This is a genomic window from Amycolatopsis sp. NBC_01307, assembly GCF_035975215.1.
Lineage (GTDB): Bacteria > Actinomycetota > Actinomycetes > Mycobacteriales > Pseudonocardiaceae > Amycolatopsis.
In genome coordinates, this window is record NZ_CP108403.1 from 3,682,860 (window position 1) to 3,695,779 (window position 12,920).

Annotated in this window: 12 protein-coding genes and 1 pseudogene; 10 read left to right on the plus strand and 3 right to left on the minus strand. The window is 73.1% G+C overall.

Features of this window, described 5'->3' with window-relative positions; all coding sequences use genetic code 11:
- Positions 1–98: 98 nt before the first annotated feature.
- Positions 99–803 (minus strand): DJ-1/PfpI family protein, encoded by a 705-nt coding sequence (locus tag OG439_RS15280; RefSeq protein ID WP_326950018.1) that lies wholly within the window; start codon positions 801–803, stop codon positions 99–101.
- A 98-nt stretch (positions 804–901) separates the two neighbouring features.
- Between OG439_RS15280 and OG439_RS15285 the strand changes: the two genes are divergently transcribed.
- The 3 genes from OG439_RS15285 (at position 902) to OG439_RS15295 (ending at position 4,426) form a co-directional block, all read left to right on the plus strand.
- A complete protein-coding gene (locus tag OG439_RS15285) occupies positions 902–1,879 on the plus strand; it encodes a GlxA family transcriptional regulator (protein WP_326950019.1) in 978 nt (325 codons plus the stop codon).
- Positions 1,880–2,944: 1,065 nt separating this feature from the next.
- Positions 2,945–4,108: a YibE/F family protein gene (locus OG439_RS15290; RefSeq protein WP_326950020.1), complete on the plus strand. Its 1,164-nt coding sequence runs from the start codon at positions 2,945–2,947 to the stop codon at positions 4,106–4,108.
- A gap of 72 nt (positions 4,109–4,180) precedes the next feature.
- Entirely contained in the window at positions 4,181–4,426 is a 246-nt protein-coding gene (locus OG439_RS15295) for a hypothetical protein (RefSeq protein ID WP_326950021.1), read from the plus strand.
- Here the strand turns inward: OG439_RS15295 and OG439_RS15300 are convergent.
- On the minus strand, positions 4,398–5,039 hold the full coding sequence (locus OG439_RS15300) for a hypothetical protein (protein ID WP_247064347.1): 642 nt from the start codon (positions 5,037–5,039) through the stop codon (positions 4,398–4,400). The genes OG439_RS15295 and OG439_RS15300 overlap by 29 nt on opposite strands.
- A gap of 2 nt (positions 5,040–5,041) precedes the next feature.
- Positions 5,042–5,614: an MBL fold metallo-hydrolase gene (locus OG439_RS15305; RefSeq protein ID WP_326951554.1), complete on the minus strand. Its 573-nt coding sequence runs from the start codon at positions 5,612–5,614 to the stop codon at positions 5,042–5,044.
- A 148-nt stretch (positions 5,615–5,762) separates the two neighbouring features.
- Here OG439_RS15305 and OG439_RS15310 point away from each other — a divergent pair, with 148 nt between their 5' ends.
- From OG439_RS15310 to OG439_RS15340, 7 genes and pseudogenes are all read left to right on the plus strand, one after another.
- Positions 5,763–6,638, plus strand: coding sequence for a peptidylprolyl isomerase (locus OG439_RS15310; RefSeq protein ID WP_326950022.1), 876 nt, complete (start codon positions 5,763–5,765; stop codon positions 6,636–6,638).
- On the plus strand, positions 6,638–7,417 hold the full coding sequence (locus tag OG439_RS15315) for an aminotransferase class IV family protein (protein ID WP_326950023.1): 780 nt from the start codon (positions 6,638–6,640) through the stop codon (positions 7,415–7,417). Before OG439_RS15310 ends, OG439_RS15315 begins: the two co-directional genes overlap by 1 nt.
- Positions 7,418–7,491: 74 nt before the next feature.
- Complete coding sequence (locus OG439_RS15320; protein WP_326950024.1) at positions 7,492–8,376, plus strand: LysM peptidoglycan-binding domain-containing protein; 885 nt, start codon at positions 7,492–7,494, stop codon at positions 8,374–8,376.
- Between the two features lie 99 nt (positions 8,377–8,475).
- Positions 8,476–9,024, plus strand: coding sequence for a hypothetical protein (locus OG439_RS15325; RefSeq protein ID WP_247052249.1), 549 nt, complete (start codon positions 8,476–8,478; stop codon positions 9,022–9,024).
- Between the two features lie 129 nt (positions 9,025–9,153).
- Entirely contained in the window at positions 9,154–10,290 is a 1,137-nt protein-coding gene (locus OG439_RS15330) for a glycoside hydrolase family 88/105 protein (protein ID WP_326950025.1), read from the plus strand.
- 53 nt (positions 10,291–10,343) lie between these two features.
- Positions 10,344–11,534, plus strand: a pseudogene (locus OG439_RS15335) (glycoside hydrolase family 97 N-terminal domain-containing protein); the annotation flags it as partial.
- Positions 11,535–11,631: 97 nt separating this feature from the next.
- Entirely contained in the window at positions 11,632–12,900 is a 1,269-nt protein-coding gene (locus OG439_RS15340) for an NPCBM/NEW2 domain-containing protein (RefSeq protein WP_326950026.1), read from the plus strand.
- The last annotated feature ends 20 nt before the right edge of the window (positions 12,901–12,920 follow it).

Here is a 12,920-nt window from a genome sequence, read left to right on the forward strand (position 1 = left end):
ACACCCCACCCGCGAGATCACCTGATCGAGCGAGCTGACCCTAGCCGTCCGGGGCCATCCGGGAAGACCACTCACCCGGATGGCCGACGCCGTTCGCCTCAGGCGTGCGCGAGCAGCCTTTCCAGGAGCTTCGGGTGCTCGGCGAGGCCTTCGCGCAGCGTGAGCTCGCGAAGCGGCTTCAGGTCGCCGTAAGGCGGGTTGTCCCAGTCCAGGGCCCCCTGCGGCGGCTCCGGGTCGTACTCGATGCCGAACTGGACGGTCTTCGCGACCTCGCGCCCGGCCAGCCGTTCGACCAGGTGCAGGGCGAGGTCGATGCCGGCCGACACGCCCGCCGCGGTGATCACGTCACCGTCCTCGACCCACCGCCGCGCGACCGGCGTCGCGCCCAGGCCGGGCAGCAGGTCGCGGAACATCCAGTGCGTCGTCGCCTGCTTCCCCTCCAGCAGCCCGGCCGCGCCGAGGACGAGCGAGCCGGTGCAGACCGACGTCATCAGCTCCGCTCCGGCGGCCGCGGTGCGCAACCAGGCCAGCAGCTGCTCGTCGGCCATCGCGTGAATCGTCGGCACGCCGCCGCCGGGCACCAGCACCGCGAACGGCGCGGGCACCTCGTCGAACGTGTGGCTCGGCGCGATCCGCAGCGGGGTGTCCGTCGGGACGAGGTCCGTGGTGGCGCCGACGGCCACCGTCCGGTAGGTGGGGTCGATCTGGGCCAGCGCGCTCAGCACCTGCAGCGGGCCCACCAGGTCGAGCGGCGTCAGCCCGGGGTAGACGACGAAAGCGAGGGTCTTCTGCTCATCGGTCATGTCCCCCACCTTGGCGGGGACACCGCGGCGGCGGAGTCGTGATGTCCGGAATCCTGCGAACCGCGTCCGAGCGCCAGCCGGGGTGCTAGCGTCCGACCATGCCAGGGTCACCCAGACGGGTCGTGATCGTCGGTTTTCCCGACGCCGAACTGCTGGACATCGCCTGCCCCGCCGATGTGTTCGACGCCGCCAACCGGCTCGGCGCCCGGCCGCCGTACGAAATCCGCCTGGCCAACCTCGACGGCCAGGCGATCCACACCGCCTCCGGCCTGATCCTGCAGCCGCACCTGCGGCTCGACCAGGTCGCCGCGGACCTGGACACCCTGGTCGTCGCCGGCGGCTGGGGCAGCACGGCCGCCGCGGCCGACGAGCGCGTCCTCGCCCACATCCGCCGGCTCGCCCGGACGAGCCGCCGCGTCGCGTCGGTGTGCACCGGCGCCGAGGTGCTCGCCGCGGCCGGGCTGCTCAACGGCCGGCGCGCGACGACGCACTGGCGGTACGCCGCGAAGTTGGCCGCGGACTACCCGAGCGTGACGGTCGACCCGGTGCCGCTGTACGTCCGCCACGGCAACGTCTACACCGCGGCCGGCGTCACCAGCGGGCTGGACCTGACACTGTCGCTGGTGGAGGCCGACCACGGCCCGACGCTGGCCCGCGAAGCCGCCCGCGCGCTGGTGACGTACCTGCAGCGGCCGGGCAACCAGGCGCAGGTGAGCCTGTTCCTGGCCGGGCCGCCGCCGGAGCACCGCGAGGTCCGCGACCTCACGGCGTACATCGCCGAGCACCTCGACGACGACCTCGGCACCCCCGCGCTGGCCGCCCGCGCCGGGATCAGCACCCGCCAGCTGACCCGCCTCTTCGACGCCCACCTGGGCTCCACGCCCGGCCGTTACGTTCGCACCATCCGCACCGAGCACGCCGCGCGCCTGCTGTCGGGCACGGACCTCCCGCTGGCCACGATCGCCCGCCGCTGCGGCTTCGGCTCGACGGAAACCCTGCGCCAGGCCTTCCTGGACCACTTCGACACCCCACCGTCGGCCTACCGCCGGGTCCACGTCCGCCAGGCTTACAGCTAACGCCGAGCCGACCCCCCCAGACACGCCAGCCGACCCTCCAGACACGCAAGCCGACCCCCCATGTACGTGAGTCGACCCTCCGGGCACGCGAGTCGTGCACCTGTGTACGTGTGTCGACCCTTCAATCACGCGAGTCGGCTCTCCAATCACGTGTGTCGGCTCTCTGATCACGCGAGTCGGCTCCGGATCGCGTGGGCCGGGGCGGTCGGCGGTCGTGATCGAAGGGTCGACACGCGTGATCAGCAGGTCGACACGCGTGATTGAGGGGTCGACACGGCGGATCCGGACGAACCGGGCCGTCGGCGGCCCGTTGCGTGGGCCGGGGGCTCCCGCTGTCAGGATGTGCGAGTGGACCGCCCCGACCTCGACGACGAAACCGGCCCGATTCGCCGGGTCACCGACGAGGTGCCCGTTTCCCCGGCCCGCGGGACCTCCGGAACGCCGGGCACGCCCCGGAAACCGGCCCGCCGGACGCCACCGGACGGAACGCCCGCGGCCCCGCGCCGACGCACCGACACCGGAGCGCAGCGGGTCCCCGGGAAGCCGACCGACACGGGAACCCAGCGGGTGCCACGAAAGCCTGCCGACACCGGGTCTCAGCGAACCTCCGGGAACCTGACCGACAGCGGCGCCCAGCGGATTCCCGGGAAGCCGACGGACACCGGCGCCCAGCGAATCCCCCGCAGGCCGGCCGACACGGGAGCCCAGCGGGTTCCGGCGGCTCCCGCCGACGCCGACTCCTCGCGGGGAGCGGCGAAACGAGGCGACACGGGGCCCCAGCGAGCGGCTCAGCGTGGCGACACCGGGCCGCAGCGAGTCCCCGGAAACCGTGACGACACCGGACCCGAGCGAACGGCGAAACGGGGTGATACCGGGCCCCAACGAGCCGCCAAGCGTGGCGACACCGGGCCCCAGCGGGTCGCCGATGGGCGTGCACGCCCCGCAAGTCGTGCCGCAGCACCGAAATCCGAACCCGACGCCGGGCACGGCCATGGTCATGGTCATGGGCACGGCCACGGGCCCGCCGCCCCGGCGTCGCGGCGGGTCCGGCTGCTGCTGATCTGGATGCTCGCTCCCCTGGCGCTCGCCACCGTGGTCGGGATGCTCGTGCTGTACCCGTGGGGCAAGCCGTCGCCGACGAGTGTCGTTCCGCAGGGCACGCCGGTGAAAGCGTCCATCACCACCACCGCCACCGGGCCGTGCCTCGCTCAGGGTCAGGTCCAGGTCGGCGACCAGAGCGACCCGAACGCGAAGCCGTGCCTGACCGTCGCGCTCACCATGACCGACGGGCCGGCCACCGGGAAACCGTTGCAGCTGACCGTGCCGATCGAGCCCAGCACCCCGCGGTTCGCCGCGGGTGACGCGGTCGTGCTCGCCTACAACGGCGGGAACGCGGCCGACCCGTCGAGCTTCCAGCTGGTCGACTTCCAGCGCGGCACCCCGCTGCTCGTGCTGGCCGCGCTGTTCGCCGTCGCCGTCCTGGTGCTCGGCCGCTGGCAGGGCCTCGCCGCGCTCGTCGCGCTCGGCCTGTCCTTCGCGGTGATCGCGCTGTTCATCCTTCCGGCCGTCCTTTCGGGTGAAAACCCGCTGCTGGTGGCGATCGTCGGCGCGGGCGCGATCATGTTCATCGCGCTGTACCTGACCCACGGGCTGACGGCGAGAACGTCCGCCGCCGTGCTCGGCACGCTCGTCAGCCTCGCGCTGATCGGTGTGCTCTCGGCGATCTTCTCGGCCGCGGCGTCGCTGACCGGGCTCGACGACAGCACCTCGACGCTCATCGGCTCGCTCGGCCACGGCATCGACGCGCGCGGGCTGCTGCTCGCCGGCGTCGTGATCGGCGCCCTCGGCGTGCTCGACGACGTCACCGTCACCCAGACCAGCGCCGTCTGGGAACTGCGCCGCGCCAACCCCGACCTGAGCTGGCGGGAGCTGTACAGCTCGGGCCTGCGGATCGGCCGCGACCACGTCGGCTCGGCGGTCAACACCCTGGTCATGGCCTACGCCGGCGCCGCGCTGCCGGTGCTGCTGTACTCGTCGATCTCCGGGGTCGGGCTGGGCGCGCTGCTCGGCAGCGAGGAGATCGCCCAGGAGATCATCCGCACCCTCGCGGGCAGCGTCGGCATCGTGGCGGCCGTCCCGGTGACGACGGTCCTCGCCGCGCTGATCGCTTCCCGCGAGCCCGCGACGTACCTCAGCAGCACCACGAAAGCCGTTCCGTCCCACCCGTAACACCGGCGGGCCCCCGCCGCGACAGCGGCGCCCGCACGCGGTAGGAAGGCGGTACCCGACCCGGGAGACGCCATGTCCGTGCTCGCCTGCCCCCGCCAGCTCGTGCGCGGCGTGCTGCGGCTGGTCACGGCCACCGTCCAGGCCGTCGAGTCGATCCCGCGCATCGCCACCGCCCTCGACGACGTCCGGGCGACGCTGCACCAGGTCGAACGCCTCACCGCGTACATCGCACAGGAGGTCCCGGAGCTCGTCTACCAGCTCGAACAGCTCCGTGAGCCGGACAGCGACGTCAGTCGAGAGTCGCCACGAACCGGCTGACGGCCTCCATCGTGAACCGCTGCACGTACTTGCCCGACGGCGCCACCGACGCCAGCCGGTAGAGCGGGCGGTCCGCGACGCCGCCGCCGCGGGCCTCGGCCTTCAGCTCGGAGACCAGCAGCTCCCCGAAGACGAGGCCGTTCGCCTCGGTGTTGTTCATCAGCGCGTTGGCCAGCTTCCGCAGCTGCAGCACGCCCAGCTCGCGCCCGCCCGTGCCGGAGAACACCGCGAGGTCGACCTTCGCCACCTGCCGCCGGTTGCCCGCGTTGACCAGCAGGCTGACCGTGCGGGTGCCGCGGACGTCGCCGATCACGAGGTCGAGGCGAGTGGCGGTGACGAGGTCGACGCGCCGCAGCCCCCACGTGCGCACGATCAGCGTCGAGCCCTCGAGCCAGACGCGGCGCCGGATGCTGACCGCCATCACGTAGGCCAGCGGCAGGGCGATCACGAGGGCGACGACCAGGCCGATCACCGTGCCGCCGATCAGCCCGGCGACCCCGCCGAACGCGGCGGCGACGATCACCACGCCGATCAGCCCGGAAATCCCGCGGCGACGGCGCCCGCGCGCGTCCTCCTCGAACAGCGGCAGCCGTTCCGGCGTCTCTTCCGCCATGCTCACGCCCCCGTCCCGGCGAGGAACGGGTTGCCCGCGCGTTCCCGACCGATCGTCGTCGCCGGGCCGTGGCCCGGCAGCACCACCGTGTCGTCCGGGAAGCCCGCCAGCAGGTCCCGCAGCGACGCCTCGACGTCCCCGCGGCCGACCGATCCGGCGAACAGCGTGTCGCCGGTCAAGGCGAGCCGGCCGCCCTCCGCCGTCTCCAGGGCGAGGACGACCGAACCCGGCGTGTGCCCCGGCGCGGGCCGGACGTCGACGTCGAGCCCGGCGAGGCGGTGGGTGCCCGCCTCCAGCGGCACGCTCTCGCCGTCGTAGAGCGGGGCGTCGGCGGGGTGCAGGTGCAGCGGGACGCCGTGGGCGGCCGAGAGCGACGCGGCCGACGCCACGTGGTCGGGGTGGCCGTGGGTGGCGACGAGCGCCGCGGGGACCAGCCGGTGCCCGGCGAGCGCGGCGGCCAGCGGCGCGGCCACCTCCTGCCCCGGGTCCACGACCAGACACGGCCCGCCGGCGGCCTCCGCCAGCAGGTAGCAGTTGGCCTGCAGCGGGCCGCTGCCGAAGCCGACGACGAGCACCGAACGCCTCCCGGACATCCGCGCCGGATGGCGCCGATCACGATCAGGTTGAGACTAGCGGGCCCTGTACATGGTCCTCACAGGCTGTGCCCATACACTGCCGCTACCTCAGACGTGTGACACGAGCGGAAACCTGGGAGGGTACGGGGTGGCGACCAACCAGCAGCGCCGCGAAGCTGCGAAGCGCAAGCTCGAGAGGCAACTCGAGCGCCGATTGGAGCAGCAGAAGCGACGCAGGAGAATCGGCGCTGGTGTCGTCGGCGTAGCTGTTCTCGTCGTCGCGGGCGTGGTGGTGTGGATCGTGAGCGCCAACGGCGGTGACAGCACCGCCGATCCGGCCGCGTCGTCCTCGGCCGCCCCGCCGCCGACCGAAGTCCAGATCCCGACGCAGCGCGCGGCGACACCGAAGCGGACGACGGCGCTGCCGAACCCGACGACGTGCGACTTCAAAGCGGACACGACGGGCAAGACGCCGAAGAAGGTGAACCCGCCCGACGGCAAGAACGTCCCGTCGACCGGCACGGTGAACGTGACGCTGAAGAGCACGGCGGGCGACATCCCGCTGACGCTCGACCGGGCGCTCGCGCCCTGCGCGGTGCAGAGCTTCATCAGCCTCGCGAAGCAGAACTTCTACAACGACACCATGTGCCACCGGCTCGGCACCGAGGGCCTGCAGATGCTGCAGTGCGGTGACCCCTCGGCCACCGGCGACCCGACGAACGACGGTCAGGGTGGCCCGGGCTACACGATGCCGGACGAGGCGTTCCCGGAGATCAAGTACGGCCGCGGCATCCTCGCGATGGCGAAGACGCAGGCCCCGAACTCCGGCGGCAGCCAGTTCTTCATGGTCTACGGCGACGCCGAGAGCCTGCCGGCCGACTACTCGGTGTTCGGCAGCATCAGCGACGACGGCCTGAAGGTGCTGGACGCGGTGGCCAAGGCCGGCATCGCGAACCCGAACCCGCAGGACGGCACGGGTGCGCCGACCAAGCAGGTGAAGTTCACGGGCGTCACCGTCCAGTAGTGCCGCACCGCATCGAGCTGAACGGGGACCCGCTCGGCCCGGGCGCCTTCGTCGCGGGGATGACCTCCTACGGTCACTTCACCGCGATGCAGGTCCGGGACGGGCGGGTCCGCGGTCTTTCCCACCACCTGGACCGGCTGACCTCGAGCACCCGCCTGCTGTTCGGCGCGGAGCTCGACACGGACCTGGTGCGCTCCTACGTCCGGCGGGCGATCGCGGACGAAGCGGCGCTGTCCGTGCGGGTCATGGTGCTCACGCGGTCCTTCGACGAGCCGCTGAAGCCGGAGATCCTGGTCCGGACGCTGCCACCGCACCCGGTCGACCCGGCGCCGCTGCGCCTGGGGACGGTCCGGTACGAGCGGGACCTGCCGCAGGTCAAGCACCTCGGCACCTTCGGCCTGATCCACCACGCCCGCCAAGCCGAGCTGGCGGGCTACGACGACGCGCTGTTCGTCGACCACCAGGGCCGGATCAGCGAGGCGTCCATCTGGAACGCGGGCTTCCTGGCCGGCGACACGGTCGTCTGGCCGGACGCGGCCGTGCTGCCGGGGATCACGATGCTCGTGCAGCGGGAAGCGCTGGCACGCCTCGGCGTCCCGCAGGAGACGCGCGAGGTCCGGCCCGCCGACCTGCCCGGGTTCGACGCGATGTTCGTCACCAACTCCGAGACCCCGGGCCGTCCGGTCACCTCCGTCGACGACTTCGTACTGCCGTCCGCGGACCGCGCCGTGCGGCTCCTCGCCGAGGCCTACGAAACCGTGCCCTGGGACGAAATCTGAACCACGCCCCCACCCGCCCCGTGTAGAGGGGAACACCGGGGCCGTTTGTGCCACCGGGGAGAGGGTGGGCGACGATGGCCGAAAACCGGGTTCCCGCGGTGCGCCGCGTCCTCGGGCGCACCGGCCAGGCCGCCTGTGCCAGTGCCCTGTTCGCCGTGCTGGCCGGTGGGCCCGCGCTGGCCCAGTCCGCGCCGCCGCCCCCGCCGTCGGTGAAGTACTTCGTCGTCCCCCACGCCGCAAACCCCGACGACATCACGTTGTTCAAGATCGCCGAACAGGCGCTGGGCGACGGGAACCGGTTCCAGGAGATCTTCACGCTCAACCGGGGCCGGCCACGCCCGGACGGCACGCCGTTCGACGACCCCACGGCGATCGAGCCGGGCCAGGTCCTCCAGCTGCCCGACGACGCCCGCGACCCCGCGGTGAAGTTCGGGCCGCTCCCGGCCACCCCGGTGGCCGCCCCGCCCGCCCGGGCGGCGGCATCCCAGCCGGCCGAACCGGGGCTGGGGGCCGGGCTCGCGTCCGCGGTCAGCGGCACCGGCGGCCTGCTCACCGGGCTGATCGCCGGGCTCTGGTGGCGACGGCGGCCGCGGGTCGTCCCGCCGGTGCCGTTCGAGCCGGCCGAGCCTCGCGAGTCGTTCGAACCGGTCGAGCGGTTCGAGCCGCGCTGGCCCGAGCCCGACGACTACGACTACGACGACGGGTCCGGCTCGGTCAGCGGCACGCTCCCGATCCCCGTGGTCGTCCCGCTGCCGCGGCCGGACCAGTCGTCCGACCGGCTGCCGGTGGTGCTGCGGCAGGAGCCGATCACCGCCGAGCACTCGATCATCTTCTTCGACACGGCCGACACCCAGGTGATCGCCGCGATCCGGCCCGGCTCGCAGTTCCGGTTCCGGCTCGGCCCCGCCCGCGAGCCGGACGGCGCCACCGTGCTCGTCGTGGACGACGAAAGCGAGTGACGCCGGCGCGTGCGTGCGGGCCGCGTCACTCTGCGCTGAACGGATCAACCGGCGCCGGAACACTGGCCATCGGCCCGCCGGGCCCGCGATAGTCGTCTGATGACCTGGGATCCCTTCGGCACGCTGCGGAAGGCGCTGTGGATCGGCGGCGCCCCGTGGACCGGGAAGTCCACCGTCGCCCGGCTGCTCGCCGAGCGGCACGGCCTGACGACCTACCACCACGACCACCGGACCCGGCCCGCCCCGGGCGGCGACGTCTCCGCCGGCGAGCAGCTGATGACCGAGGTGCGGCACGGGTTCGACTGCGCGCTGGCCGATCTGCGGGTGCTGACGTCGCCGCGGCCGATCGTCGCCGAGGGCTGGGGGCTGCGCCCGGAGCTGGTCGCGCCGCTGGTGGATTCGCCGGGCCGGATGGTCGTGCTCGTGCCGACCGAGCTGTTCCGCCAGCACCAGCTGCGGCACCGGCCGGAGGAGCCCGCGATCCCGGAGCAGCGCAGTGTGCTGACGCGGGACCGGATGCTCGCCGCGCAGGCCGTGCGGTCCGCGCGGGAGCTGGGCATCCGGGTCATCGAGATCGACGGACGGCTCGGTCCCGCCGGCGTCACCGACGTCGTCGCCGAGCATTTCCGCGGCTACCTGGACGCCTGACGATATTATTAGTCCCGCGTTGTCCGGCCATTTCCCCCCGCGGGCGGTTGACCGGCTCCGGAACGGTCGCGCAAGATCGATGACCGACACCGCCGCCGCTCTTTCCGCGCAGCAAAGGGGCTGGGTTCTTTGGCGTTCCGGAAAACACTTCGCGTCGTCCTCGCCGCCGTTCTCGGACTGACCCTGCTCGGGCGACCCGCCGAAGCCGCGCCACCCGACTGGTCGCGCGCCGTCGCCGATTCCACGATCGCCGCGCACCCCGCCGCGTCGCTGGGGCTCGGCTACACCGACGCCCTGTTCCTGCTGGGCCTGTACCGCGTTTACCAGCGCACGCACGACGTCCGGTACCTGACCTACCTCGAAACCTGGGGTGCGGCGAAGGTGCGACCGGACGGCGGCACCGGCAACCCGTACAACGACCTGGACAGCATGCTGGCGGGCAACGTCTTCCTCGTGCTGGCCACCGAAACGGGCGACGCGCGCTACTCGCTGGCCGCGCGGCGGATCCACGACCGGCTGGCGACGTACCCGCGGACCACCGACGGCGGATTCATTCACAACACGGGATTGACCGGGCAGCTGTGGGCCGACGGCGCATTCATGCTCGACCCATTCCTGGCCCGGTACGGAAAGGCCGTCGGCGACGCCGCGAGCACCACCGAATCGGCCGGACAACTCGTCACCTATTTCACTCATCTGCGGCACCCGAGCGGATTGCTGTACCACGCGTACGACGAGCGCCGGAAGCAGAGCTGGGCCGATCCGGTGACCGGGTTGTCCCCGGACGTGTGGTGCCGCGCGGTCGGCTGGTTCGGCGCGGCCACAGTTGACGTCCTCGACGCGCTGCCCGCGGCGGCCCCGCAGCGCGGCGCCCTCGTCGGCATCGTCCGGTACCTCGCCCAGGGCTTCCGCCGCTGGCAGGACCCGGCGACCGGCCGGTGGTTCCAGCTGACGGTCAAGCCCACCGCCGCCGACAACTGGACCGAGACGTCGTGCTCCAGCCTGTACACCTACACGCTGTCCCGCGCGGTGCAGCGCGGGTACGTCGGCCCGGAGTACCGGCCGGTGATCGCCCGCGGGTACGCCGGTGTGCTCGCGAAGGTCTCCCAGGCCGCCGACGGGACCACCGCCATCACGGACATCAGCGTCGGGACCAACGTCGGCAACGGCCGCTACTACCTCGACCGGCCGCGCGCCACCAACGACTTCCACGGCCTCGGCGCGTTCCTCTACCTCAACGAGCAGCTGGCCGGGGCCGGGCGATGAGGCGCGCCGCCGCGGGCCTGGTCCTGGCCGTGACGGCTACCCTGGTCACCACGATGCCCGCCGACGCCGCCGACCGCTGGACGGTCAGCCTGACCGGTGCGGTGACCGCCGCGGTCGCCCGCACCGGCGACGGCGGGCTGACCTTCTCGGCCACCCGGGGCGCCACCGCGGTGCTGGCGCCCGCGCCGCTGGGCGTCCGGACGAAGACCGCCGACCTGACCCGCGACCTGCGGTTCCTGCGCCGCACCGACCGGATCGTCGACGAGCGCTACACGATGACGACCGGCAAGCAGCTGCGCCGCCACGCACGGGCGGCGGAGACGACGTTGTCCTTCACCGGCGCGGGCGAAACCCGGCTCGACGTCGTCGTGCGCGCGGCCGCCGACGGCGTCGCCTACCGGTACGTGCTGCCCGGCGCCGGGCCGGTGACGATCACCGGCGAGGCGTCGGCGTTCACCCTGCCCGCGGCCGCGCCCGCCTGGCTGCTGCCCTACTCCCCCAACTACGAGAACGTCCGCGTCGAAACCACCGCGAGCAGCGCGAAGGCGGGCGACTACGGCTTTCCGTCGCTGTTCGACACCGGCGACGGGAGCTACACGCTGCTCACCGAGTCCGATGTGGACGGTCGGTATTCCGGTGCCCGGCTGACGCACGCGGCGGGCAGCGCGGACTACACGATCAAGCTGGCCGACGCCTCGATCACCGCCACCGGGCCGTTCGCGACGCCGTGGCGGGTCGCGATCACCGGCGACCTCGCGACGGTCACCGCGTCCACGTTGGTCGACGACCTCGCGCCGCCGTCGAAGCTCGCCGATACCTCCTGGATCCGGCCCGGCAAGGTGGCGTGGTCGTGGCTGTCCGAACACGACAGTCCGAGCGATCCCGTGCGGCAGAAGCAGTACGCGGACTTCGCGGCCCGCAACGGCTGGCCGTACCTGCTCATCGACGAGGGCTGGGACGCGTCCTGGGTCCCGGACGTCGTGCGGTACGCGCGGGCCCGCGGCGTCGAGGTGATCCTGTGGTTCCGCTGGACCACCCTCGACACGGCGGCCGAGCGCGCGAAGTGGCTCCCGCTGGTCAAGTCGTGGGGCGCGGCCGGGATCAAGGTCGACTTCATGGACTCCGACACCCAGGCGCGGTTCCGGTTCTACGACGACATCGCGGCGGCGACCGCACAGCAGCGGCTGATGATCAACTTCCACGGCGCGACCATCCCCCGCGGCCTGCAGCGGACCTGGCCGCACGTGATGAGCTTCGAGGCCGTGCGCGGCGCCGAGCAGTTCAAGACGCGGGCGTCGACCAACACGATGTTCCCCCTTCACCCGCAACGTCGTCGGCAGCATGGACTACACGCCGACGGCGTTCGTCGTGGCCGACCGGGACACCACCGACGCGCACGAGGTGGCGACGTTCTTCGTCTACGAGTCCGGCTGGCAGCACGGCGCGGACAAGCCGGAGAACTACGAGGCCCGCCCCGAAGCCCTGCACACGCTCGACCAGCTGCCGACGGTGTGGGACGAGACGCGGCTGCTGTCCGGCCGCCCCGGGCAGGAGGCGGTGTTCGCCAAGCGCTCCGGCGACCGTTGGTTCGTCGGCGGCATCGCGGCGGGCCCGGCCAAGACCGTCGACGCGCCGCTGGACTTCCTCGGCCACGGGCGCTGGCTCGCCGACACCCTGCGCGACGGCCCGGCCGGCCTGCTGCGCGAGAAGTCGGCGGTCACCGCGGGCGGCCGGCTGAGCGTGCCGGTCGCGAAGAACGGCGGGTTCGTCACGGTCCTCTGCCCCGCGTGGCCGGGCCGCACGACCTGCGACGCGGAGATCCGGCAGGTGCCGGCGACCAGCCTGAGCGTCACCCCGGCGACGGCGGAGGCGCACCCCGGCACGACCGTCGAGGTCGAGGCCACCTTCCGGCTGCCGGCCGGAGCACCGCTGCTCGACGTCGAACTCGGGCCCGTCGCCCCGGCGGGCTGGACGGTGACCGGGCGCCCGGTCTTCCGGCCGGTGCTGTTCGCCGGACAGCCCGTGTCGGGCACCTGGCGGTTCACGGCGACCGCCGCGGCCGCGCCGGGCACGACCGATCTGCCGGTCGCGGCCACCTACCGCTTCCGCGGCCAGGCCGTCCACGTCGAGGGCGCGACCAGCGTGTTCGTCCCGCCGCCGGTGCCGACCGGGACCACGCAGGTCAGCGCGCTGCCGTTCCTGGCGTCGTCGAACGGCTGGGGCCCGGTGGAGCGCGACCAGTCCAACGGCGACACCGCCGAGGGCGACGGCCACCCGCTGACCATCGGCGGCACGGTCTACGCGCACGGCCTCGGCACGAACGCGCCCAGCTCCGTGACGGTGTGGCTCGGCGGCGCGTGCACGGCGTTCTCGGCGGTCACCGGCGTCGACGACGAGGTGAAGGCGCCCGCTTCGGTCGCGTTCCGCGTCCTCGGCGACGACGGCGAGCCACTGGCCGAGACGCCGGTGCTGCGCCCGGCCGACGGCGCCCACCCGTTGACGGCCGACGTCACCGGCGTCCGGCGCCTGACCCTGCAGGTCACCGACGGCGGCGACGACAAGGACTCCGACCACGGCGACTGGGCGGACGCGAAGCTCACCTGCGCCTGACCTCGTGAGTGTTCAGGGCG

What these genes read in the sequence shown, in the direction of transcription:
- OG439_RS15280 (WP_326950018.1), bottom strand. Translation starts at nt 803, where the DNA reads ATGACCGATGAGCAGAAGACCCTCGCTTTCGTCGTCTACCCCGGGCTG.
- OG439_RS15285 (WP_326950019.1), top strand. Translation starts at nt 902, where the DNA reads ATGCCAGGGTCACCCAGACGGGTCGTGATCGTCGGTTTTCCCGACGCC.
- OG439_RS15290 (WP_326950020.1), top strand. Translation starts at nt 2,945, where the DNA reads ATGCTCGCTCCCCTGGCGCTCGCCACCGTGGTCGGGATGCTCGTGCTG.
- OG439_RS15295 (WP_326950021.1), top strand. Translation starts at nt 4,181, where the DNA reads ATGTCCGTGCTCGCCTGCCCCCGCCAGCTCGTGCGCGGCGTGCTGCGG.
- OG439_RS15300 (WP_247064347.1), bottom strand. Translation starts at nt 5,039, where the DNA reads ATGGCGGAAGAGACGCCGGAACGGCTGCCGCTGTTCGAGGAGGACGCG.
- OG439_RS15320 (WP_326950024.1), top strand. Translation starts at nt 7,492, where the DNA reads ATGGCCGAAAACCGGGTTCCCGCGGTGCGCCGCGTCCTCGGGCGCACC.
- OG439_RS15325 (WP_247052249.1), top strand. Translation starts at nt 8,476, where the DNA reads ATGACCTGGGATCCCTTCGGCACGCTGCGGAAGGCGCTGTGGATCGGC.
- OG439_RS15340 (WP_326950026.1), top strand. Translation starts at nt 11,632, where the DNA reads ATGGACTACACGCCGACGGCGTTCGTCGTGGCCGACCGGGACACCACC.